Source organism: Streptomyces sp. NPDC045998 (assembly GCF_056430285.1).
In genome coordinates this window covers 1-22817 of sequence record NZ_JBWKLJ010000001.1, presented here as the reverse complement: position 1 = coordinate 22817, position 22817 = coordinate 1, and the positions used below count along the sequence as shown (strand labels likewise).

The window sequence follows — 22817 nt, the reverse complement described above, 5'->3', positions numbered from 1 at the left end:
GGGGTACCGCCCGCCGAAGGCAGGGGGAGCAGCGGTGCGGCTTTGTCGGTTGTCTGCGGCCTGGCGGCCGCGCGTGCGACGCTCACAGCGGCGGCTCCAGCTTCACGCCCACACCCCGCAGCGTGTGCAGGTAGCGTGGTCGGGCCGCCGTCTCGCCCAGCTTTCTGCGGAGCCATGACAGGTGGACATCGATGGTCTGGTCGTCGCCGTACGACTGCTGCCACACCTCGGCGAGCAGTTCCTTGCGCGGGACGACCACGCCCGGCCGCCCGGCCAGGAAGGTCAGCAGGTCGAACTCCCGCCGCGTCAGGTCCAGGGGCACCCCGTCGAGTTCGGCCTGCCGTCGCAGCGGGTCGATGGACAGCCCGCCCACCTGGATCAGGCGCGGCGGCGGTACGTCCCCGGCCGCGGCGCGCGAGCGGCGCAGCACGGCGGCCATCCGCGCGGAGAGGTGCTCCACCGAGAAGGGCTTGGTGAGGTAGTCGTCGGCGCCGTCGTTCAGGAGTCGTACGATCTCGGCCTCGTCGTCCCGCGCGGTCGCGATGATCACCGGTACGTCGGTGATGCCGCGCAGCATCTTCAGGGCCTCCGACCCGTCCAGATCGGGCAGTCCGAGGTCCAGGATGACCACGTCGAAGCGGTGATGGGCCACTTCGCGCAGCGCCTCCAGGGCCGTGCCGACGCTCCGCACGGTGTGGCCGGCCTCGGACAGGTGCCGGATGAGGGCGGAGCGCACGAACTGGTCGTCCTCGACCACGAGCACACTTGCCATGGCCCGCACCGTACGCCATCCCTCATCCGTTCGGCGGAACGAGGGGGACCGGTAGGGACGCCGCGGACGGGTAGTGCACTATGGCCCGGATGCGTAGAGGACTCGTACATGCCATGGCGTGGTCGCTCGCCACCGGCGCGGCGGTCACTCTGTCGTGGTGGGGTGTGCACACGGTGATGGCCGGGACGGCGTACGACCCACCGCGCGCCCTGCCGATCACGGCCGACCGTCCCACGGCACCCGCGGGCGGCGCCGAGCCGCAGTCGTCGTCGACGCGGCGCCCGGGGCCGGATCCGGAGGAGAAGCCGGCCTCCTCCGCTCCCCCGCGCACCGGCGGGACGCCCGGGTCGAAGCGGCCGGAGTCGCCGTCGCGCGAGCCGTCCGCGCCCGCGTCCCCGTCCCGTACGCCGGAGAGGACACCGTCGGCGAGCGGCCGGCCCACCGGCAGCGTGAAGAGTTACTCGGTCGACGGCGGCCGGGTGGCCTTCGACATGGGCCCCTCCTCCGCCGAGCTGGTCTCGGCGACCCCGGCCTCCGGCTGGCAGATGCAGGTGTGGAAGCAGCCGACGTGGATCCGGGTGACGTTCACGAAGGACGGCCGGGAGATCTCGGTGTTCTGCGTCTGGCACGACACCGCGCCACGCGTCGAGATCGACGAACGCTAGCGGCTAGCGCTCCGGGTCTCCCTCGTCGACCCGGTACGACTTGGTCCAGGTCTCGCCGCAGCGGCAGTGGTAGTGCTCGACGAGCTCGCCGGCGTCGGAGACGCCCATGCCTTGGCGGATACGAACATGGACATGTGCACCCATGGGGGCTCTCCCTACCTTCTTTGGGACAATTGCCCGATTCTGGCCTCCGGCGGCCGTGCGGGGCAACAGCCGCCCACCATGCGGACGGATGTAGTCCTCTTATTCGAAGGCGTCTGCGGGCGGTGCGGGCGACGGCTTGGCCGCGGCGTCGGTGACGGCTGTCGCCCCGCCCGTGAAGTCGGCCAGCGCCCGCCCGTGCTCGACGCGCCCCGGGTGCGGGTCCGTGGCCACCCGGCGGGTCAGCTCGGCGACCGGCAACGGGGTGTCCGAGGCGAGGAGGACCGCGTTGCCGAAGCGGCGCCCGCGCAGTACGGCCGGGTCGGCGGCGAGCGCGAGCTCCGGGAAGAGCGTGGCGGCGGTGGCGATCTGACCCCGCAGGTGGGCCAGCGGGGGCCCGTCGGCGAGGTTGGCGGCGTAGTGTCCGCCGGGCTTCAGCACGCGCCGCACCTCGGCGAGGAACTCCGCGCTGGTGAGGTGCGCGGGCGTGCGCGCCCCGCTGAAGACGTCGGCGATGACGAGGTCGGCCCAGCCGTCGGGGATCTTGCCGAGCCCGGCGCGGGCGTCGCCGCCCCGGACGCGTATCCGGGCCCCCGGGTCGAGCGGCAGCTCACGGCGGACCAGCGCCACGAGCGGTGCGTCGAGCTCGACGATCTGCTGGGTGGAGCGGGGCCGGGTGGCGGCGACGTAGCGGGCGAGGGTGAAGGCGCCGCCGCCGAGGTGGACGACGGTGAGGGGGCGGCCGGGCGGCGCGACGAGGTCGGCGATGTGCCCGAGGCGGCGCTGGTAGGCGAAGCTCAGGTGGGCGGGGTCGTCGAGGTCGACGTGCGACTGCGGGGCGCGGTCGATGAGCAGGGTCCAGGCGCGGGAGCGCTCGGGGTCGGGTACGAGCTCGGCGAGGCCGCCGTCCACGGCCTCGGCGACGGTCGCCGGGGCCTGCCGCCCGCGCTGTTTGTGCTGTGCTGCTTTCCTCGCCACCAGCCCATTATCGACGCACTGGCGTGCGAGCCGGGGGCCGCGGGAGCCTACTGACAGTTGTCGGCGGCCTCGATGAGGCGGGCGGCCTCGCCGAGCGCCCGGCGCAGCACGGCCGGGTCGGTGACCGCGTCGGGGCCGGTGGGCGGCAGCAGCCAGCCGGCGCCGGCGACCGGCGGCTCACCCGGCACGCCCGGCTCCAGGTCGGGGATCCGCAGACCCCTTCCCGCCGTCTGCGTACAGGCGCTGCCCGGCATGTCCCAGTCGGCGGCGGTGCCGGGGGGCACCAGGAAGCCGAGGGTGTCGCGGTGGTCGTCGTGCAGGACGGGGCCGACGGCGGGGGCGCCGCCGCGGCGGAGGATGTCGACCGCCTCCAGGCCCTGACGGGTCGGCACGGTCACCAGATCGCAGGGTTCGCCGACCGCCTCCGGAGGCGCGGCGCCCGCGTCCTGCGTCGGCCGGTGCTGTGCGGTGGTGTGCGGTTCCGCGTGCTGGGACTGGGACTGGTAGTGCGACTGCTGCTGCGACGCCATGCCGACCTCCAACAAGGGATCCCTCCTCGCTCGAGTCCCCGTGTGGAGACACGTTCCGTCTCTCCGGAGGGTTCAACGCCGACACGCGTCAACAGCTACGGCGGCACGCCGCCGCAAAGGATGGCATTTCATGGCGGATCGCGGGCGAGATATCCCGTTTGTTGCCAAACGCAGCGTGCGCACCCGGTCACAGCAGGTACGTTCTTCCTCCGCCGGACCAACGGCAGCACGCAGGAGAGGGCTCGGCCATGGCGTCGTCACGGGCAGTTCCCAATCTCGCCTTCCGCCGGCTGCGCGGCCTGCGCTCCCCGGCCGAGTTCGCGGCTGCGGTCCGCCGGTCCGCCCGGGAGATCGGCGAACAGGTCGCATGTGACGCCCGCTACATCGGGCGCGTGGAGTCGGGTGAGATCCGCTGCCCCAACTACGCGTACGAGCGGGTGTTCCTGCACATGTTCCCCGGCCTCACCCTGGCCGATCTGGGGTTCGCGGCACGTGAGCAGGTGCGCGGCCGGGCGGCCCGCGCCCCCGCCGGCCCCCCACCGGCGGCACAGATCACCATCCGGAACGATGAGGAGAGCGACGTGCTGCGTCGCGCATTCATGACGAGCGGTACCGCCACGGTGGCGGCCGCCTCGCTCGGCCTCGGCGGCCTGGCCGGTGCCGGTCTCGGCACCATCCCCGCGCCGCGCGCGGGCCGCACGTTCGGGGAGACGGAGGTGGAGGCCGTCGAGGAGGCGGTACGGCGCATCCGCCTGCTCGACGACCGGTACGGCGCGGACGGGCTGTACCGCAGAGCCGCCGAGCCGCTCCGCATGGCGTACGCGCTCCTCGACTCGGGGACCCCGGCCCGCCAGTCGACCGCCGACCGGATGCAGGCGGGCACCGGCGAGCTGGCCCTCTCCGTGGGCTGGCTCGCCCATGACTCGGGCCGCCTGGAGGACGCCCGCTCCCACTACGCGGAGGCGCTGGCCACCGCCCGCGTGGCGGGCGACCAGGCACTGGAGGCGCACGCCTTCTCCAACACCTCGTTCCTCGCCCGCGACGAGGGCCGCTTCCGGGAGGCGGTCCGCGCCGCCCAGGCGGGCCAGCACGCGGCCCGGCAGCTGTCCTCCGCGCGCCTGCTCGCCCTGCTGACGCTGCGCGAGGCGTGCGCCTGGGCGGGCCTCGGCGACCGCGCGGCGTGTGAGCAGGCCCTGGGCCGGGCGCACGCGCTCTTCGGGCGGGGCCCGTGCGACGCGGACCCCGAGTGGATGTCCTTCTTCGGCGAACCCGAGCTGGAGGCACTGGAGGCCCAGTGCTGGTCGGCGCTCGGCGACTGGCCCCGCGCGGTGCGCCACGCCCGCCGTGCGACGGCCCTCCAGAACCCGCACTTCACCCGGAACCTCGCGCTCTACCGCGCCCAGCTCGCCACGGACCTCGCCCGCTCCGGCGCCCTGGAGGAGTCGGCCGCGGCGGGCGAGCGGGTGCTGGACCTGCTGGGCGAGGTCCAGTCGTCCCGCATCCGGGCGATGCTCGTCGACACCGTCCGGATCCTCTCCCCGCAGCGCTCGACGCCGGCGGTGGCGGCCTTCCTGGACCGGCGGGCGGCCTTGGACCGGGTCTGACGCCCCGCCGCGCCGGGAGCCGGAGCCGCCGTCAGCCCTCCAGGTGGCCCGTGTCGTTCCAGCGCTCGATCGCCGGGGCGCCGTACGCCCAGCCCAGGGCCGAGATGCTCGTCGGGTCGAGGCGGATGCGGGCCGCGAAGGAGACGTCCTCGCCGAGCCAGCGGGCGCCGATGGAGCGCAGGATGTGGCCGTGGGCGAAGACCAGCACGTCGCGGTCGGCCGAGCGGGCCCACTCCACGACCTCGTCCGCGCGGGCCGAGAGCTGGGCGAGGGACTCACCCTCCGGGACGCCGTCGCGCCAGATGAACCAGTCCGGACGGAGGGCCTTGATCTCGGCGGGGGTCATGCCCTCGTAGGCGCCGTAGTCCCACTCCATCAGCGCGTCCCAGCGCTCGGCGCGGTCGCCGAAGCCGGCCAGTTCGCAGGTCTCCCGCGCACGGGCCAGCGGGCTCGTACGGATCTCGACGCCCTCCAGGCCGCCCCACGGGCCGCGGTGCAGCCGTTCGCCCAGCAGCTTCGCGCCCCGGCGGCCCTCCTCGAGGAGGGGTATGTCGGTCCTGCCGGTGTGCTTGCCGAGCAGCGACCACTCGGTCTGGCCGTGCCGGGCGAGCAGGATGCGCGGTGCCATGAGGGCTCTCCCTGAGGTTCACAGAAGGTGCCCCTCCATCATCCCGTACGTGAACGGGGGCCCACGCCGGAGCAACCCCGGCCGCGATCTCCACGTCCATGACAGGAGGGAGCCATGGAGGGGGAGCCGTTCGGATGCCGCACACCGTCGTGAGCCGTCGCCCCCGGTGGTGGACCGAGCTGCTGCTGATCGTGGTGGTGTACACCGCGTACTCCGGCGGGCGGCTGCTCGCGCGTGGTGATGTGGCCGACGCCGTGGACCACGGGCTGGCGATACTCCGGCTGGAACAGGCGCTGCACCTCGACGCCGAACATCCGCTGAACCGTCTCTTCACCACGACCCCCGCGCTCGGCATACCCGCCGACTTCGCGTACGCCACCCTGCACTACCTGGTGACCCCCGCCCTCCTGGTCTGGCTCTTCCGGCGCCGGCCCCTCCACTACCGGGCCGCCCGCACCTGGCTGATGGTCTCCACGCTGCTCGGGCTCGTCGGCTTCACCCTGCTGCCGACCTGCCCGCCCCGGCTGCTGGCCGCCGGGCACGGCTTCGTCGACACCATGGCGCAGTACAGCGCCTACGGCTGGTGGGGCGGCGAGGCGAGCGCCCCGCGCGGGCTCGGCGGCATGACCAACCAGTACGCGGCGATGCCCAGTCTGCACGTGGGGTGGGCGCTGTGGTGCGGGGTGATGCTGTGGCGGTACGGGCGTACACCGCTGCTGAAGGCGCTCGGGGTGGCGTACCCCCTGCTGACCGTGGTCGTCGTGATGGGGACGGCCAACCACTACTTCCTCGACGCGGTCGCGGGGTGCGCGGTGATGGGCGCCGGGCTGGTGCTGGCGGGGCCGGTGGCGCGCGGGGTGGACCGGGTACGGGAGCGTTTCGGCGGGGGTTCCCTTCCGGGAACCTCACCGATTGTCAGTGGCGGATGCGAGACTTCCGCGGGTGAGCGAATTCCTGGGCAGCGGGCCCGATCGGCGTCCGCAGACGACACTCCGGCACCGGCTCGCTGAGCTGCGCGGCCCCGCCGCCGCTCCGCATCCGCTGGACGCCCGCGCGCTGGCCGCGCTGGCGGCCAATCCGGGCTGCCGGCGCCGCGCGCTGCTCGACGGAGCGGGGGTCGACAAGGCCGCGCTGGCGACCGCCCTCGGCTCGCCGTCGGGCTTCGGGCAGTCTCAGTTCGCCTTCATGCGGGGCAACGCCTTCGAGGCCAAGGTCAAGGCCGACGGCGGCCTGGAGCTGCTGCGGCTGCTCGGCGTGGAGGGCCAGGGCGACGTGCGGGTGCCGGACCTCACGGCGGCCGGGCCCGAGGGGCGCGCGGCGCGCACGGCCCTGGCGCTGCGTGAGGCGACGGAGGCCGGGGTGTGGTCGCTGCTCGACCATCCGATGCTCGCGCTGGAGGTCGCCGGCTCGCCCGCGTACCTGGAGCCGGACGCCGTCGTCGTACGGCCCGACGGGCGGTGGACGGTCGTCGAGATCAAGTCCTTCCCGATGATCGACGGCTCGGCGGACGCGGCCAAGGTGGGCGCGGCCGCCCGGCAGGCCGCCGTGTACGTGCTGGCGCTGGAGCGGGTCGCGGCCCTGACGGACGGCGCGGGGGTGACGCACTCGGTGCTGCTGGTCTGCCCCAAGGACTTCTCCAACCAGCCGACGGGCTCGCTCGTCGACGTGCGCAAGCAGCTGTCCGTGACGCGGCGGCAGCTGGCCCGGCTGACGCGCGTGGAGGACATCGCGGCCGCCCTCCCCGACGGCGTCACCTTCGATGTGGAGGCGTGCTCGGCGGAGCAGCTGGCGGCGGCGGTGGACGCGGTGCCGCACGCGTACGCGCCGGAGTGCCTGGCCGCGTGCGAGCTGGCGTTCCACTGCCGCGACCGGGCCAGGGAGGCGGGCGCGGTGGAGGCGCTGGGCCGTTCGGTGCGGGGCGAGCTGGGCGGGCTGACGACGGTCGGCGCGGTGCTGGCGGCCGCGCGCGGGGAGGCCGGCGACCCGGACGACCCGGCGGTGGCGGCGCTGCGCCGGGCGGCGGCGCTGCGGGCGGAGGCGGTCGCACAGGCGCCCGCGCGGATGCCGAAGGAGTACGTCGAATGTCCCTGCTGACCGTGTCCCTGCTGAGCGTGCTGAGCCCGGCCCTCGCGGAGGGGGTGGGCGCGTGTCGTTGATCTCCACGCTCGCGCGGCTGGAGGCCGTCGAGTCCGGGCGGGCGCAGCCGCTCGCCACCGTGCGGCACCGCCATCTCTCGGAGCGGCCGCTCGTCCTCGTACCGCTGACGACCGCCGGTGAGGCCGGTGCTCCGCTCGGGGCGCTGGTCGGGACCGATCCGGAGGAGCCGCGGCTGCTGGTCGTGCCGCAGCCGCGCGACCGGGATCTGCGGTTCGCCTTCCTCGCGGAGCTCGCGGAGGCCGTGATCCCGTACCTCGACGCGTACGCCGACGACGTCGAGCCGGCCGAGCGCAACGAGACGGACCCCGAGACCGGCAAGAAGGTCAAGGTCGAGCTGGAGCTGTGCGCGGACGCGCCGCAGCTGATCGTGCCGAGCCGGGCGGGCGTCGAGTACGTACGGCTGCTGGGACGGTCGATGCGGTTCCGGCGCACGGCCGAGCAGGATCCGGAGACGCCGTTCCCGGCGCCGCCGCGCGTGCCGCTGCTGGGGCGGTGGCTGACGCACTACGGCGAGCGTGCGCGGGTGCCGGGCTCGTCGCTGCTGCTGGCGGCGACGGACCTGCTGAACCGGCACTGGGCGACGGGCCAGTCCTCGCTGGAGGACCAGCACCTGGGGGCGCTGCTCGCCTGGATCGACACCCCTGAGGTGGGGGTCCCCCCGGCGAAGCCAGGGGGAGAGTCGGGCGCGGAGGCGGCGCTGCGGGCGGAGCTGGGGCGTGACCGGGACGGGCAGCTGCTGTGCCCGCCGGCCGGTCCCGCGACCGATCCGGCGTTCGACAACCGGCTGCTGGCGCCCGCGATCGAGCGGTACGACCGGGCGCGGCAGGCGTTCGCGGCGGCGGAGGACGGCGAGGCGGCCGACGAGCGGCTCGGCGAGCTGCACCGCGCCGAGCGGGAGGTCCGGCGGCTGATCGCCACCCAGCTGCGGCCCACGTGGGAGGCGGTGTGGCGGGCGGTCGAGCTGGCGCGCGAGCTGCCGCCGGGCGCCCGGGTCGCGGACCGCTGGACCCGGGACCGCTGGTCGTTCACCGGCCACCGGGACCGGGTCCGGGCCGGTGAGCCGCCGCAGCCGCGCCGCGACGACGCCGTCACGGCGGCGCAGAAGCTCGCCGCGCGCGAGAGCGCCCAGGCGCAGCTGGAGGCGCAGGAGGCGCTGGACGATCCGCTGGTCATGGCGGGGCGGCGGCTGGCCGGTGAGGCGTTCGTGGCCGAGGTGCTGGACGTGACCATGACGTGGACGGAGTCGAAGCGCCCGGCGCCGCGCCCGCTGCTGACGGTGCGGACGGACGACCGGCCGCACCTGGGCGAGAAGGTGAAGGTGTACCGGTCGCTGGACGGCAAGCCGCAGACGGCCGAGTTCGTGCGGTTCGAGGACGGGGAGGCCGGGGCGCTGGTGCTGCGGGTGCTGGACCGCATGGGGCGGGGCAAGGAGCCGGCGGAGGGGTCCGTACCGGAGAAGGGGGACCGTCTGGTGTGGACGCTGTTCGAGCACGACCAGCGGGTCGGGCCGAAGCTGCCGGACCCGGAGGAGACGCCGTGGACCCACGGCGGTCCCCCGCGTTCCGACGCGGGGGAAACGCCCGACGCCGTGACGCCGGAGGACCTGCTGTGACCGCCGTCGTGCCCTTCGATCCCGCCGCGGAGGCCGCCCGCGCGACCCGGGGGATCCTCGACGACACGCTGCACGGGGACGCCCGGGGCGTCGTCGTGGACTCGCCGCCGGGCGCCGGGAAGTCGACGCTCGTCGTGCGGGCGGCGCTGGAGCTGGCGGCGGCCGGGCGGCCGCTGATGGTGGTCGCGCAGACCAACGCCCAGGTCGACGACCTGGTGCTGCGGCTCGCCGAGAAGGAGCCGGAGCTGCCGGTGGGGCGGCTGCACTCGAACGACTCCGACCCGTACGACAAGGCGCTGGACACCCTCGACAACGTACGGAAGTCGGCGAAGGCGGCGGACCTGGCCGGGCTCGACGTGGTGATCTCGACGGCCGCGAAGTGGGCGCACGTGAAGGGCGTCGAGCCGTGGGGCCACGCCATCGTCGACGAGGCCTACCAGATGCGGTCCGACGCCCTGCTGACGGTGGCCGGCCTCTTCGAGCGGGCGCTGTTCGTCGGGGACCCCGGGCAGCTGGACCCCTTCTCGGTGGTGGGCGCCGAGCAGTGGGCGGGGCTGTCGTACGACCCGTCCGCGAGCGCGGTGTCGACGCTGCTCGCGCACAACCCCGAGCTGCCGCAGCACCGGCTGCCGGTGTCGTGGCGGTTGCCGGCGTCGGCGGCGCCGCTGGTGTCGCAGGCGTTCTACCCGTACACGCCGTTCCGCAGCGGGACCGGGCCGGGTGAGCGGCGGCTGGCCTTCGGCGTCGCGTCGGACGGGTCGGGGCCCGACCGGGTGCTGGACGAGGCGGCCGAGTCCGGGTGGGGCCTGCTGGAGCTGCCGGCCCGGCACACGCCGCGTACGGACCCGGAGGCCGTACGGGCCGTGGCGCTGGTGGTGCGGCGGCTGCTGGACCGCGGCGGGGCGGCGGTCTCGGAGCGGGCCGCCGAGCCGGTGCCGCTGGGCCCCGACCGGATCGCCGTCGGCACGGCGCACCGCGACCAGGCGGCGGCGGTGCGGGCGGCCCTGGCGGAGCTGGGCGTGTTCGGGGTGACGGTGGACACGGCGAACCGGCTCCAGGGGCGGGAGTACGACGTGACGGTCGTGCTCCACCCCCTGTCGGGGCGCCCGGACGCGACGGCGTTCCACCTGGAGACGGGCCGCCTGTGCGTGCTGGCGTCGCGGCACCGGCACGCGTGCATCGTGGTGTGCCGGGCGGGCGTCGCGGAGCTGCTGGACGAGCACCCGTCGACGGAGCCGGTGCAGCTGGGCGTGACGGTCAAGTTCCCGGACGGCTGGGAGGCGAACCACGCGGTGCTGTCGCACCTGTCGGAGCACCGGGTGAGGTGGGCTCCGTAGGACGGCCCCCGGGGCGGGGTTGCGCGGCGCGGGACAATGGACGGTGGCCGACCGGAGGGCGGGGGCCGGGACCAGGAGGAGATGGCGACATGGCGGAGACCGAGCGGAGCGAGCAGCGGCGGCTGAAACCCGCGCCCCTGCTCTTCGAGCCTGCGGAGGCCGCCGCCGACCCGGAGCACTTCTTCGACCTGGAGTCGATGGACGACCCGCGCGAGCTCCTCGCGCGCTCCACCGAGCTCGCGCTGGCGTTCCGCGCCGCGACCGACCGGGCGGTGGAGTTCCAGGCGATGGCGGCCGCGCAGCTCGCGGACCCGCGCCGGTTCGACCGGCTGACGGCCGCCGACATCGCGGAGCGCGCGGAGTGGACCGAGGACTACGCGAAGCGGATGGTCGAGTTCGGGCGTGACCTGCTGCGGGACAGCGAGCGGGACTGACGGCGGCGCCACGGGGGACGGCGCCACCGCGGAGGGACGACGGCGCCACGGAGGGTCTCCGGCGCCACCGCGAGGATCGGGCGCTGGCCGACGGCATATGCCGGTCGGGCGAACCTTACTCCCGGAGGGACCCGCTTGTCCGGGTTTTCCCCAACCCTCGGAGAGGGGGCTGTCACAGGGCGTAAGTGTGGTGGCCATGAACGTATCCCACGCCACCTCCGACGGCGCCGACTGGCTCGCCTCCGCCGCCCCGCACCCGGACTCCGTCCTCGACCTCTGGGCTGCGCACCCCGCCGCCCCCGCCGTCCTGCCCTGTGGGCGGGTCTTCGACGTCGTGAGCGGCCCGGCGGTCGCCGGGCGCCGCGTGCTGGACCGGCTGTGGGAGGAGGGCCCGGGATCGGGGCCGGTCGCCGTACACCGGGGGCGGATGCTGCTGTTCACCGCGCCGGGCACGGCCCAGCGGTTACCGTCGTTGCTGCGCTGGGAGCAGTGGGGCGGCGACGACATGCCGCCGCTGATCTGCCACGGCGTGGGGGACGCCGTGACCGTGCCGCCGCCCGCGCCGCTGGGTGCGACCGAGGGGCCGCGCTGGGTGGTGGCGCCGGACTCCCGGCGGCCGTGGCTGCCGGGGCCGGAGGTGCTGCTGTGGGCGGTGCGCCGTTATCGATTTCTCCTCGCGCCGAACAGGGTGCTAAGGTCTACGACGTCAGCAGGCGCCGCTAGCTCAGTTGGTTAGAGCAGCTGACTCTTAATCAGCGGGTCCGGGGTTCGAGTCCCTGGCGGCGCACAGACGGAAGAAGCCCCTCGCGGAAGCGGGGGGCTTCTTCGTTCGCCCGGGGTCGTTAGCCCGCGGTCGTTCACCCGCGGTCGTTCGCCGTCACGGTCAACGGGGCGTGATCTTGACCGTCCAGGCGCCCGTGGCCGTGCGGTCCGCCACCTCCACCCGCGTGCCTTCCCCCGGCACCGTGAAGGTCTCCCCCACCCCCAGCGGCGCGTCCGCGAGCGGCGCGTACACCGAGCGGCCCCAGCAGGCTCCGGTACGCGGGTGCGTGTCGACCACCTCGACCGGTCCGGCGCCGGACGACGCCTCGCCCCGGACGCGGTAGATCAGCACCCCCTCGGTGCAGGTGCCCTCGTCGTTGCCGGTCGCGGCGCGCGCCTCGATCGCCAGCACACTGTGCTCGCCGGTCCTGACGACCGCCAGCCGGGTGCCCACCGACACACCCCACTCGGGCGCCGCGGCCAGCGGCTCCAGGGTGAGGAGGGTCGGCTCCCCCGCCGGAACGCAGCGGACCTGGTGCCCGCCGAGCCAGCCCAGCTTCCACTTGTGCCAGCCGAAGGGCTCCGGCGCCATCGCGAACTGGCTGCCCATGACGTCCCAGTCCCCCACATGGGTGTCCCAGTCGCCCTTGCCGTCCATCGGCCGCCGGTAGAGGTCCGGCAGGTCGAAGACGTGCCCGGTCTCGTGGGCCAGCACGTTGCGGTCCGGCGGGTGGCGCTCGAAGACCGTGACGACACGCCGGATGTCGGTGCCGTCGGCCCGCAGCGGAACGTCGAGGTTGACGACCTTCGTAGCGTCCGAGTCGACGCCCGGCGCGTCCGGGTCGGCGACCAGGTAGACGATGTCGTACCGCGAGAAGTCGACGTACGGGTCGGCCACGGCGAGCGCGTCGCGCAGGTAGGCCGCGCGCCGCTGCGGCTCCCAGTCACGCCGTATGGCGTACGCGGTGGAGGGACGCGGCATCGGCAGCCACTCGCGCAGCAGGTGCGGGCGGAGCGTGAACCGGCCGTACGACGCGCGCTGGAAGAAATGGGTGGTCGCCGGGAAGTGGTCGGCGGCGATCTCGTCGGGGTGGGTCAGCGGCGGCGCGTCCGGGAAGGACAGGAAGAGCATGACCGCGTCGAGGTCGCGCACCGGCCGCGGGTAGGCGGCGTTCCAGGTGTCCAGGCCCAGCGAGTGGTGCGCGCCGGTACGGGGCAGGGCGCACGGGGCCGCCTCGGGCGCGGCGGACGCGGGGCCGGCCACGAGGCCCGTCGCGGCGAGCGCCAGGAGAGAGAAGATGCCCGCGGCGGTGGACCGCAGGCGTGCGCGGTCCACTCCCTCGGGTGTCTGCTGACTCTCCACGTCGACCTCCGGGTGCGGGATGCAGGACGTCTCACCACCCTGAGGCGATTTGGTGCGATACGTCCTGTTCCGTTGCCCCACTTGGGTGAGCGGACCGATTTCACGCTAAGTCACAACCGGTCAGGGCGGGATCGGCGTGCGCCACACCCGGGCCAGACCTGTGCAGAAACGATCGACCGGGGGCGCGCGGGTGGGGCGGCTCACACCTTCCGGGCGCCTCTCACCCAGTGGCGGCGCTGGAACGGCCGCCGCGACAGCCTCTATGATCGGCACACTTTCGATGGCTGACCATTCCGACCACATCTGTGCGTCACAACTGCCCTGCGGGAGCGAGCGGTGAGCGGAACCTCCAGCGGAACGCCCCAAGCACCGGGAGCTGCGGCAGTCTCAGCGACCGACACCGCCGACCTTCCGAACACGCAGAGTCACGAATCCGGCGGTCCGGGCCCCGTGCCCGACACCGAACTGCGCGACTACCGCGCCGCGTTCAACGCCGCCCACCTCGCCATGGCCGTCGTCGACCCCGAGGGCCTCGTCGTCGCCGCCAACGACGCCCTCGCCACCCTCCTCGGCACCGACTCCGACTCGCTGAGCGAGCAGCCGGCCTCCGACCTCGTCGACCTCGCCTCCGACAGCCGCACCTGGCACGCCTACCGCGAGGTGCTGAGCGGCCGCCGCTCCCGCTTCCGCTGCACCCGGCGCCTCAAACACCCGGACGGGCGCTCCCTGTGGGCGGAGGTCACCGTCGCGCCCGTACCGCACAGCCGGCGGGTGCTGCTGTCCATCGCCGACATCAGCGACCGGCGCGAACTCCAGGCGCGGCTGCGCCACCTCCAGATGCACGACCCGGTGACCCGGCTGCCCAACCGCACGCTCTTCTTCGAACGGCTCGCCTCCGCGCTGGAGAACTCCGCGTACGACGCGTACGACACGTACGACTCCTACGGCGATGGCGGATCAGGGCGGATCGGCCTCGTCTACCTGGACCTGGACGGCTTCAAGGCCGTCAACGACACCCTCGGGCACCGCGTCGGCGACCGGCTGCTGGCGGCCGTGGCCGCCCGGCTCACCGAGTGCGCGGACAGCGACGGCTACACCCGCAGCGGCGGCCACCTCGTCGCCCGGCTCGGCGGCGACGAGTTCGCGATCCTCGTCGAGGACTCGACCGGTACGGAGCAGCTCGCCGACCTGGCCCGTTCCGTACTCGCCGCCGTACAGCGGCCGTTCGACCTGGCCGGGCAGCGGCTGTCGGTCTCGGCGTCGATCGGGGTCGTCGAACGGGCTGCCGCCGGCACCACCGTGACGGGCCTGATGCAGGCCGCCGACACCACGCTGTACTGGGCCAAGGCCGACGGCAAGGCCCGCTGGACGCTGTTCGACCCCGAGCGCAACGCCCACCGCATGACGCGGCAGTCGCTCTCCTCCACCCTCCGCCCGGCCGTCGAACGCGGCGAGTTCGCCCTCGAGTACCAGCCGCTCGTCGGCATGTCCGACGGGACGGTGCGCGGCGTCGAGGCGCTGGTGCGCTGGAACCACCCGCAGTTCGGCTCGCTGGCGCCGAATCGGTTCATCGGGATCGCCGAAGAGGACGGCTCGATCGTCCAGCTCGGGCGGTGGGTGCTGCGCACCGCGTGCCGCCAGGCCCGGCAGTGGCAGAAGGAGCACCCGCGCGAGAAGCCGCTGTTCGTCAGCGTCAACGTCGCCGTACGCCAGGTGTGGGACTCCGACCTGGTCGCGGACGTCGCCGAGATCCTCGCCGAGACCGGGCTCGCGCCCCACCTCCTCCAGCTGGAGCTCACCGAGTCGGCCGTCATGGGCTCGGCGGGCCGGCCGCTCCAGGCGCTCCAGGCGCTCAGCGACATGGGCGTGCAGATCGCCATCGACGACTTCGGCACCGGCTACTCCAACCTCGCCTACCTCAGCCGCCTCCCGGTCTCCGTCCTCAAGCTGGACGGCTCGTTCGTCCGCGGCTTCCAGGACGAGGAGCACCCCAACCCGGCCGACGAGGTCATCGTCGAGGCCCTGGTCCAGCTCGCGCACCGCCTCGGCCTCACCGTCACCGCCGAGTGCGTCGAAACCTCCGGCCAGGCGGCGCGCCTGCGCCGCATCGGCTGCGACACCGGCCAGGGCTGGCTCTACTCGCGGGCGGTGGCCCCCGACCGCATCCCCGAGCTGATCGGCGCCGGGGCGTGAAACCGCCCCTGCCCGGGGGATGCTCGCCGGGCAGGGGCGGTGGTCGTGGGGGGTGGGTCTCAGGCGGTCAGGCCGTGTGGTGGCGGGTCAGCAGGCTCCCTGGTCCTGCCAGACGCCCCACTCGCCGGTGGTGCCGGGCTCCTCGCCCTTCGTCCACCACTTGGCCTTCCAGGTCCGCCCCTTGTGGGAGACCTGCGCGCCACCGGTGTACTCCGCCGTCGCGGACCAGGCCGCGGCCGTGCACGTACCCGGCGTCGGGGTCGGGGTCGGCGTGGGAGTCGGGGTCGGGGTCGGGGTCGGGGTCGGCGTCGGGTCCGGGGTCGACGGCGACGAACCGACCGCGGCCACGATGTCGTTCAGCAGCGTGGTCCGCTCGTCCAGCCCGAGCAGCGAGTACATCATCGCGCCCGCCAGGCCCCGGTTGTGGGCGTAGTCCGCGCGGGCCTGGATGGACCGCTTGTCCAGTCCGGTGAAGAACTCGCCGTCCTTGTAGAAGTACGCGGCCTTCGCCTGGTCGTCCCAGAACGTCGTCGCCGCGTTGTCGACGATGCCGCCGAGCTCCTTGTAGTGCGCGATGCCGGCCTGCTGACTCACCGGCCGGGCGGCCGAGGCGCCGGTCGCGGGCTGCGCCAGGCCGTTCTTCGCCCCGGCGGGGACGCCCTTCCAGCCGCGGTAGTAGAACTCGTACCCCAGCGTCAGCTTGTTCGCGGGGAAGCCGCCCGCGATGCCGTACGCCGGCTTGCCGTCGATCCAGGCGTCGATGGCGTTGTCGATCGAGTACTTCTCGGTGCCGGGCTTGATCGGGTCGGTCGGGTCGTCGGAGCCGGAGTACAGCGGCGACTGGTGGTACGTCGGCCCGTCGCCGTCCCAGGCGCCGTGCATGTCGTACGTCATGATGTTCGCGTAGTCGAGGTACGCGCCGATCTTGTCGGTCTCGATGTGCTTGATCTTGTCCTGCCCGGCCGGCAGGGCGGCGGTCAGCAGGTACTTCTTGCCGCCGTGGGCGGCGCCGTACGCGTCCAGCTGCTTGCGGAACTCGGCGAGGAGCAGCGTGAAGTTCTGCTTGTCCTCGGGGCCGTAGTGGTTGCCGAGGTGGCCGTCGGGCGAACCGGGGTACTCCCAGTCGATGTCGATGCCGTCGAAGATCCCGGCAGCCGTGCCGGGCCCGCCGTAACCGCCCTCGACCGGCAGGTCGCCGGCGATGTACTGCTTGATGCAGGAGGCCACGAGCTTCTTGCGGCTCGCGTCCGTCTTGGCGGCGTCGTGGAAGTACTTGGAGTAGGTCCAGCCGCCCAGCGAGATGTTGATCTTCAGCTTCGGGTACTTCGCCTTCAGCTCCTTGAACTGGTTGAAGACGCCCACGATCGGCTGGTCCCACTTGTCGGCGACCCCGTCGACGCTGTCGGCGGCCGAGAAGGACCGCTGGTAGTCGGCGTACGAGTCGCCCGCGCCGTCACCGGCGTTGGGGTTGGCGTCATCGCCCGCCGCCTTGTTGGCCTGGAAACAGGTGAGCTCGGTGGGGTGGATGTTGCCGAAGGAGTAGTTGATGATGTCCAGCTTGCCCGCGATGCCCCGGGTGTCCAGGTGCTTGGGGTAGAAGGCGTTGCCGTAGACGCTCCACTGGTCGTAGTACGCGATCTTCACCCCGCCGGAGGAGGGCGCGGCGGCCGCCGGGGCGGCAGCGGCGGCGGTGCCGGGGCCGGCGAGGGCGGCCAGCGCGCCGGCGGCCAGCGCCACGCCGGTGAGCGCGGCGACGAGGGGTTTGCGGTGCTGCACGTGCGGCCTCCGAGGGGGGTGGCGGTACGGGAGTTGGAGCAGTGATAGCCGCCTCGTGAACAGCGCGTCAATGGTCCGAACCAAATGAGGACTAGACCATTTCGGCGGCGAAACCCCTCGTCAGGAGCGCGCACAAACCGCCCGCCACCGGTGGTGACGAGCGGTTTAAGGCTCCCTTATGGATCTTGTGCACCCGTTCCCGAGCAGGAACCACGCGATCCGAAGGATCAGGCGTCCGGCAGCCCGTACGCGTCCGCGATCAGCTCGTAGCTGCGCAGCCGCGCCTCGCTCCCGTGCGCGTTCGCCGTGATCATCAGCTCGTCCGCGCCCGTGCGCTTCTGGAGGTCGCCCAACCCCGTCCGTACCGCGTCCGGCGTGCCGTGGACGACGTTGGCCAGCCAGCCGTCGACGAACTCGCGCTCCGCCGGGCTGAAGGCGTACGACTCCGCCTCCTCCGGCGTCGGGATCAGGCCCGGCCGGCCGGTGCGCAGGCGGACCATGGACAGCGCGCCCGTGAGTACCTGGCGCCGCGCCTCCCGCTCGTCCTCCGAGGCGAGCGCGGAGACGCCGATGAGCGTGTAGGGCGCGTCCAGCACGGCCGAGGGGCGGAAGGAGTCGCGGTACAGGTCCAGCGCCGGAATGGTGTTCCGCGCCGAGAAGTGGTGGGCGAACGCGAACGGCAGTCCCAGCGCCCCCGCGAGCCGGGCGCTGAAGCCGGACGAGCCGAGCAGCCACACGGGCGGGCGGCCCGACGGGCCCTGCACCGGCCCCGGTACGGCGTGGATCCGGGCGTAGGGGTGGCCGTCGGGGAAGTCGTCGTCGAGGAAGCGCACCAGCTCCGCGAGCTGCTGCGGGAAGTCGTCGGCGCCTTCGTTCAGCCGTTCGGTGCGGCGCAGGGCCGCCGCCGTGGCCCCGTCGGTGCCGGGCGCCCGACCGAGGCCCAGGTCGACGCGGCCCGGGGCCATGGCCTCCAGGGTGCCGAACTGCTCGGCGATGACGAGCGGCGCGTGGTTGGGCAGCATGACGCCGCCCGAGCCGAGCCGGATGCGCTCGGTGTGGGCGGCGAGGTGCGCGAGGATCACGGCCGGCGAGGAGGAGGCGACCCCGGGCATGGAGTGGTGCTCGGCGACCCAGTGGCGGTGGTAGCCGCGCCGCTCGGCCAGCCGGGCGAGGGCCACGCTGGTGGCGACGGCCTCGGTGGCGGTGCGCCCGCTGCCTACGGTGACCAGGTCGAGGACGGACAGCGGTACGGGCGCGCTCCCGAGCGCCGTGCCGCGGATGGCGTCCCCGCCTCGTACGGCGCCCTCGCCTCGTACGGCCTCATCGCCTCGTACGGCGTCGTCGTTCACGAAGGACCCTCCTGCGTCGATGCGTGCGTAGTGCACCCATCCACAACATGAGGCACTCTCCGGTTATTCCGCACGCCCTCCGCGTGGGCTCATTCCGTGAGCGCTTCCGCGCCCTGCCGCGCGAAGAGCCGCCCCAGCTCCTCCGACCAGGCCCCGCGCCGCTCCGCGAGCCGCAGGCCTTCCCACACGGTCACCTGGTTCCCGGTGAGCACCGGCTTGCCGACGGTCGCCTCCAGCTCCGGCAGGTACGCCACCGTGTGCAGCGCCGTATCGGGCAGGAGCACCGCCTCGGCCTCCGGATGGTCGCCGGTCGCCGCGAGCTGGAGCACGTGCTCCCGGCCCCACCGGGCGAGCTCGGCCGCCGTGACGACGGAGCTCGACCGGGCCGCGACCACGTCGAGTCCGGCGTCCTGGAGGAACCGTACGAAGAGCTCCGTGACGTCCGGCGGATACGTGGCCGCCACCGCGACCCGCCGCACCCCCAGCGCCCCCGCCGCGTGCGCGAACGCGAACGCCGTGCTGGACGCCGGCAGCCCGGCCGCCGCCGCGAGGGCCCGGATCTGCTCGTGGGCGCCCTCCCAGCCGTACACGAACGACCCGCTCGTACACGCCCAGACCACCGATTCGGCGCCGGAGAGCCGCAGCTCCTCGACCCCGGCCGCGAGCCGCTCGCGGGCGCCCATCTCCTGGAGGACGTCCACGCGGTGCGCGTCCTCGCCGATGTCGGTGCGGACGATGGGCAGGTTGAGGCCGTTGAGCAGCGACTCCATCCGGGGGAAGTCCTCCTCGGCGGCGTGCCCCGGGTAGAGCAGTCCGACCGTCGTCATGTCATGCCCTCCATGTCACGCGCTCCTGTGCGTCGGCGTTCACGTACGCATACCCCGCGCGGTCTCGGGTAGCCGCGCGCCCATGGCCCGAACAGTTCGTCGACTCAGAACGACCCCTTCGATGCCCCGGCGCACCCTCCTGCTGGGCTCGGCCGCGGCCGCCCTGGGCGCCACCGCCGCCACCGGCTGCAGCCGCGTCGCCTCCGGCAACGCCCTGGACCGGCTCAGATCGCAGGGCACCGTCCGGCTCGGCATCGCCGGCGAGGTCCCCTACGGGTACGTCGACGAGCAGGGCCAGTTCACCGGCGAGGCGCCCGAGCTGGCGAAGGTGGTCTTCAAGCGGCTCGGCATCGACCGCGTCCAGCCCGTGGCCACCGATTTCGCCTCCCTCATACCGGGCCTGAACTCCCGGCAGTTCGACGTCGTCTCGGCCGGGATGTACATCAACAAGGAACGCTGCGAGCAGGTCATCTTCTCGGACCCCGAGTACCAGATGCTCGACTCCTTCGTCGTCCGCAAGGGCAACCCCCTCAACGTGCGCTCGTACGAGGACGCGGTCCGCGCCAAGGCCAGGTTCGCCACCGCCACCGGGTACGCGCAGCTCGACTACGCCGTGGCCGCCGGGTACCCCGAGAAGGACGTCGTCATTCTCCAGGACCAGGTGGCCGGGCTGAACGCCGTCGAATCCGGCCGCGTCGACGTCTTCGCCGCCACCGCCCTCACCGCGCGCCTGGTCGTGGAGAAGAGCCGGCGGGCCGAGGCGACGGCGCCCTTCTCGGCGGTCGTCGACGGCGAGAAGAAGATCGACGGCGGCGGCTTCGCCTTCCGCCCCACCGACCACGACCTCCGGGACGCCTTCAACACCGAGATCCACAAGATGAAGAAGAGCGGCGAGCTCTTCCGCATCATGCGGCGCTTCGGTTTCACCCAGGCCGAGATGACCACGCTCACCGCCGAGGAGCTGTGCCGATGACCGCCGGACTCTGGCAGAACTGGGTACTGCCCGGCATCTGGACCACCCTCCAGCTGCTCGTGTACAGCGCCGCGCTCGGCGCGCTGGTCGCCTTCACCGTCGGCACGGCCCGCACCCACCGCTCGCTGTTCGTCCGTTTCCTGGCGGGCGCGTACACGGAGATCTTCCGGGGCACGTCGGCGCTGGTGCTGATGTTCTGGCTGTTCTTCGTGGTGCCGCCGCTGCTGGGCTGGCAGCTGGTGCCGATGTGGGCGGCGGTGCTCGCGCTCGGCCTGTCGTACGGGGCGTACGGCGCCGAGATCGTGCGCGGCGCCCTGGCCTCCGTACCGAAGGCGCAGCGCGAGGCGGGCGTGGCGCTCGGCTTCACGCCCTGGCAGCGGCTGCGGCTGATCCTGCTGCCGCAGGCCGTGCCCGAGATGATCCCGTCCTTCTGCAACCTGCTGGTCGAGCTGCTCAAGGGCACGGCGCTGGTGTCGCTGCTCGGCGTCGGGGACGTCTCCTTCGCCGCGTACCTGGTGCGCCTCGCGACCCAGGAGAGCGCGCAGATCTACTCCCTCATCCTGGTGATCTACTTCGTGATCGCGTTCGTCATCACCCGCTCCATGAAGGCACTCGAACGGAAGACCAAGGCCAATCTGGGGGTGGTGGCCAAGTGACCTGGGACTGGTCCGCGGTGGCGGACTTCATGCCGCGCTTCTGGGACGGGCTGCTGGTCACGCTGCAGATCCTCGTCCTCGGCTCGCTCATCTCCTTCACCCTCGGCCTCGTCTGGGCGGCCGGTTTCCGCGCCCCGAGCCGGCTGGTGCGGTGGCCGGTGCACGCGGTGACGGAGTTCATCCGCAACACGCCGCTGCTGGTGCAGCTGTTCTTCCTCTTCTTCGTGCTGCCGGAGTGGGGGGTGCAGTTCTCCGCCCTGACCACCGGCACGCTCGCCATCGGGCTGCACTACTCGACGTACACGGCGCAGGTGTACCGGGCCGGGATCGACGCCGTACCGGCCGGGCAGTGGGAGGCCGCCACCGCGCTGAGCCTGCCGGCCCACCGGACCTGGACCGCGGTGATCCTGCCGCAGGCGCTGCGCCGCGTCGCGCCGGCGCTGGGCAACTACGTCATCGCGATGCTGAAGGACACGCCGCTGCTGGCCGGAATCAGCGTGCTGGAGCTGCTCCAGCAGTCCCGGCTGGAGAGCGCGGCGACCTTCCAGTACACCGAGCCGCTGACGGTCGTCGGTGTCGCCTTCATTCTCATCGCCTATCCGGCATCCCTTCTCGTACGAGCCCTGGAGCGCCGCCTTGTCCACTGACCTGATCACCTTCGAGAACGTCACCAAGCGCTACGGCGGGAACACCGTCCTCGACGACCTGTGCTTCTCGGTCGAGGCGGGCCGGCACGTCACGCTCATCGGCCCGTCCGGCTCGGGCAAGACGACGATCCTGCGGATGCTGATGACGCTGGAGAAGCCCGACGCGGGCACCATCCGCGTCGACGGCGGCCGGCTCTTCCCGGCCGACGAGAAGCAGCGGCGGGAGGTGCGCAAGCAGATCGGGATGGTCTTCCAGCACTTCAACCTCTTCCCGAACATGTCGGTGCTGCGCAACATCACCGAGGCCCCGGTGCGGGTGCTGGGCCTGGAGAAGGACGAGGCCGTGGAGCGCGGCCGGGAGCTCCTGGAGATGGTGGGGCTCGCCGACAAGTGCGACGCGAGACCGGCTCAGCTCTCGGGCGGTCAGCAGCAGCGGGTGGCGATCGCGCGGGCGCTGGCGATGCGGCCGAAGGTGCTGCTGCTGGACGAGGTGACCTCGGCCCTCGACCCGGAGCTGGTGGCCGGGGTGCTGGACCTGCTCAGGGACATCGCGCGGTCCACGGACATCACCATGCTCTGCGTCACCCACGAGATGAACTTCGCCCGGGACATCTCGGACGAGGTGCTCATGTTCGACGCGGGGAAGGTCATCGAGTCGGGTGCGCCGGAACGGATCTTCTCCGATCCGGAGCACGCACGCACGCGCGACTTCCTCGGCGCGGTGCTCTGACCTCCCCGTCAGCCGCGAAAGTAGGCCATTGGCATATGCCAAAGTGTCCCGTTCCTGCATATGACCCCGGGACGGGACACTTTCTTGCCAACGGGGCCTCCTGAAACGGCCCTTGGCGGCTATCGTGGTACAGAAGCATGCGGTCACAACCTGGTAGGGGGAAACCGTGGCGCCGAAGCCCGAGCCGACCGCGCCGTTCCACTCGGTGCACTACGCCCTGCGCGTCCTCGAAACGATCTCCAGGCATCCCGGTGGCGTCACCGACGTCCAGATCGCACGCGAGACCGGACTCCCGACCGGCCATCTGGCCCCCATGCTCCTGATGCTGCGCCGCGAGGGGTACGTGGAGCAGGTCTCCGACGGCGCGTACGTCGTGGGCGACTCCCTCGTCCTGCTCGGCTCCGGCGCCACCCGCCGCGAAGCCCTGCAAAACAAGCTCCAGGAGACCCTGACCGAGCTGCGCGACTCCCTCGGCGCCGCCGTCTACATCAGCCGGTACATCGACGGCGAGGTGAAGGTCACCCAGGTCGCGGACGGGCCGCACACGCCGAAGGTCAACGAGTGGGTCGACTTCCGCTCCGCCGCGCGCGCGAGCGCGGTCGGCAAGTGCCTGCTGACGCAGCTGGACGTGAACGGGCGCAGAGACCACCTCTCCCGCCACAAGATCGCGCGGCTCACCTCGC

General features: G+C 73.0%; 21 protein-coding genes, 1 tRNA gene and 1 pseudogene. 15 read left to right on the top strand and 8 right to left on the bottom strand.

Translation table 11 applies throughout. The annotated features are described in order from the left end of the window. Positions 1-82: 82 nt before the first annotated feature. Entirely contained in the window at positions 83-772 is a 690-nt protein-coding gene (locus AC07FJ_RS00115; RefSeq protein ID WP_361422995.1) for a response regulator transcription factor, read from the bottom strand. 80 nt (positions 773-852) lie between these two features. Here AC07FJ_RS00115 and AC07FJ_RS00110 point away from each other — a divergent pair, with 80 nt between their 5' ends. Beyond that, the gene (locus AC07FJ_RS00110) at positions 853-1437 is read left to right on the top strand and encodes a hypothetical protein (protein ID WP_479043614.1); all 585 of its coding nucleotides are present in this window, start codon (positions 853-855) and stop codon (positions 1435-1437) included. Positions 1438-1680: 243 nt separating this feature from the next. Here AC07FJ_RS00110 and AC07FJ_RS00105 read toward each other — a convergent pair whose 3' ends face one another. Together AC07FJ_RS00105 and AC07FJ_RS00100 are read right to left on the bottom strand one after the other, a co-directional pair. Further along, complete coding sequence (locus AC07FJ_RS00105; RefSeq protein ID WP_479045191.1) at positions 1681-2490, bottom strand: spermidine synthase; 810 nt, start codon at positions 2488-2490, stop codon at positions 1681-1683. 113 nt (positions 2491-2603) lie between these two features. Continuing rightward, positions 2604-3086 (bottom strand): hypothetical protein, encoded by a 483-nt coding sequence (locus AC07FJ_RS00100; RefSeq protein ID WP_479043611.1) that lies wholly within the window; start codon positions 3084-3086, stop codon positions 2604-2606. 248 nt (positions 3087-3334) lie between these two features. Here AC07FJ_RS00100 and AC07FJ_RS00095 point away from each other — a divergent pair, with 248 nt between their 5' ends. After that, positions 3335-4690, top strand: coding sequence for a tetratricopeptide repeat protein (locus tag AC07FJ_RS00095; RefSeq protein ID WP_479043610.1), 1356 nt, complete (start codon positions 3335-3337; stop codon positions 4688-4690). A gap of 31 nt (positions 4691-4721) precedes the next feature. On the opposite strand, the gene AC07FJ_RS00090 is transcribed toward AC07FJ_RS00095, so the two are convergent. Beyond that, positions 4722-5318, bottom strand: coding sequence for a histidine phosphatase family protein (locus AC07FJ_RS00090; RefSeq protein ID WP_479043608.1), 597 nt, complete (start codon positions 5316-5318; stop codon positions 4722-4724). 134 nt (positions 5319-5452) lie between these two features. On the opposite strand from AC07FJ_RS00090, the gene AC07FJ_RS00085 reads away from it, so the two are divergent. The 7 genes and pseudogenes from AC07FJ_RS00085 (at position 5453) to AC07FJ_RS00055 (ending at position 11645) form a co-directional block, all read left to right on the top strand. Then, entirely contained in the window at positions 5453-6328 is an 876-nt protein-coding gene (locus tag AC07FJ_RS00085) for a phosphatase PAP2 family protein (RefSeq protein WP_479043605.1), read from the top strand. Continuing rightward, positions 6261-7412: a hypothetical protein gene (locus AC07FJ_RS00080; RefSeq protein ID WP_479043603.1), complete on the top strand. Its 1152-nt coding sequence runs from the start codon at positions 6261-6263 to the stop codon at positions 7410-7412. Before AC07FJ_RS00085 ends, AC07FJ_RS00080 begins: the two co-directional genes overlap by 68 nt. A 52-nt stretch (positions 7413-7464) precedes the next feature. Further along, entirely contained in the window at positions 7465-9087 is a 1623-nt protein-coding gene (locus AC07FJ_RS00075; RefSeq protein ID WP_479043602.1) for a hypothetical protein, read from the top strand. Then, a complete protein-coding gene (locus AC07FJ_RS00070) occupies positions 9084-10424 on the top strand; it encodes an AAA domain-containing protein (protein ID WP_479043599.1) in 1341 nt (446 codons plus the stop codon). Before AC07FJ_RS00075 ends, AC07FJ_RS00070 begins: the two co-directional genes overlap by 4 nt. An 89-nt stretch (positions 10425-10513) precedes the next feature. Then, positions 10514-10858, top strand: a complete 345-nt coding sequence (locus tag AC07FJ_RS00065; RefSeq protein WP_361422962.1) for a hypothetical protein — start codon at positions 10514-10516, stop codon at positions 10856-10858. A 196-nt stretch (positions 10859-11054) separates the two neighbouring features. After that, a pseudogene (locus AC07FJ_RS00060) lies at positions 11055-11581 on the top strand (bifunctional DNA primase/polymerase). Then, positions 11572-11645, top strand: a tRNA-Lys gene (locus AC07FJ_RS00055). Before AC07FJ_RS00060 ends, AC07FJ_RS00055 begins: the two are co-directional and overlap by 10 nt. A gap of 96 nt (positions 11646-11741) precedes the next feature. On the opposite strand, the gene AC07FJ_RS00050 is transcribed toward AC07FJ_RS00055, so the two are convergent. Beyond that, complete coding sequence (locus AC07FJ_RS00050) at positions 11742-12983, bottom strand: M6 family metalloprotease domain-containing protein (RefSeq protein WP_479043598.1); 1242 nt, start codon at positions 12981-12983, stop codon at positions 11742-11744. Between the two features lie 450 nt (positions 12984-13433). On the opposite strand from AC07FJ_RS00050, the gene AC07FJ_RS00045 reads away from it, so the two are divergent. After that, the gene (locus AC07FJ_RS00045; protein WP_479043596.1) at positions 13434-15176 is read left to right on the top strand and encodes a putative bifunctional diguanylate cyclase/phosphodiesterase; all 1743 of its coding nucleotides are present in this window, start codon (positions 13434-13436) and stop codon (positions 15174-15176) included. Positions 15177-15263: 87 nt separating this feature from the next. Here the strand turns inward: AC07FJ_RS00045 and AC07FJ_RS00040 are convergent, their stop codons facing one another. From AC07FJ_RS00040 to AC07FJ_RS00030, 3 genes are all read right to left on the bottom strand, one after another. Continuing rightward, positions 15264-16952, bottom strand: coding sequence for a glycosyl hydrolase family 18 protein (locus AC07FJ_RS00040; protein ID WP_479043594.1), 1689 nt, complete (start codon positions 16950-16952; stop codon positions 15264-15266). Between the two features lie 227 nt (positions 16953-17179). Next, positions 17180-18301, bottom strand: a complete 1122-nt coding sequence (locus tag AC07FJ_RS00035; protein WP_479043591.1) for an LLM class flavin-dependent oxidoreductase — start codon at positions 18299-18301, stop codon at positions 17180-17182. A gap of 89 nt (positions 18302-18390) precedes the next feature. Next, a complete protein-coding gene (locus tag AC07FJ_RS00030) occupies positions 18391-19128 on the bottom strand; it encodes a maleate cis-trans isomerase family protein (RefSeq protein ID WP_479043588.1) in 738 nt (245 codons plus the stop codon). A 121-nt stretch (positions 19129-19249) separates the two neighbouring features. Between AC07FJ_RS00030 and ehuB the strand changes: the two genes are divergently transcribed. The 5 genes from ehuB to AC07FJ_RS00005 form a co-directional block, all read left to right on the top strand. Then, the gene (gene ehuB, locus AC07FJ_RS00025; RefSeq protein ID WP_479043585.1) at positions 19250-20101 is read left to right on the top strand and encodes an ectoine/hydroxyectoine ABC transporter substrate-binding protein EhuB; all 852 of its coding nucleotides are present in this window, start codon (positions 19250-19252) and stop codon (positions 20099-20101) included. Next, a complete protein-coding gene (gene ehuC / locus AC07FJ_RS00020) occupies positions 20098-20757 on the top strand; it encodes an ectoine/hydroxyectoine ABC transporter permease subunit EhuC (RefSeq protein ID WP_468290557.1) in 660 nt (219 codons plus the stop codon). The genes ehuB and ehuC overlap by 4 nt, the downstream gene beginning before the upstream one ends. Further along, on the top strand, positions 20754-21404 hold the full coding sequence (gene ehuD, locus AC07FJ_RS00015) for an ectoine/hydroxyectoine ABC transporter permease subunit EhuD (RefSeq protein WP_479043583.1): 651 nt from the start codon (positions 20754-20756) through the stop codon (positions 21402-21404). The genes ehuC and ehuD overlap by 4 nt, the downstream gene beginning before the upstream one ends. Next, positions 21394-22134 (top strand): ectoine/hydroxyectoine ABC transporter ATP-binding protein EhuA, encoded by a 741-nt coding sequence (gene ehuA, locus AC07FJ_RS00010; RefSeq protein WP_479043580.1) that lies wholly within the window; start codon positions 21394-21396, stop codon positions 22132-22134. The genes ehuD and ehuA overlap by 11 nt, the downstream gene beginning before the upstream one ends. A 166-nt stretch (positions 22135-22300) precedes the next feature. Continuing rightward, a partial coding sequence (locus tag AC07FJ_RS00005; RefSeq protein ID WP_479043578.1) for a helix-turn-helix domain-containing protein occupies positions 22301-22817 on the top strand: 517 nt, incomplete at its 3' end.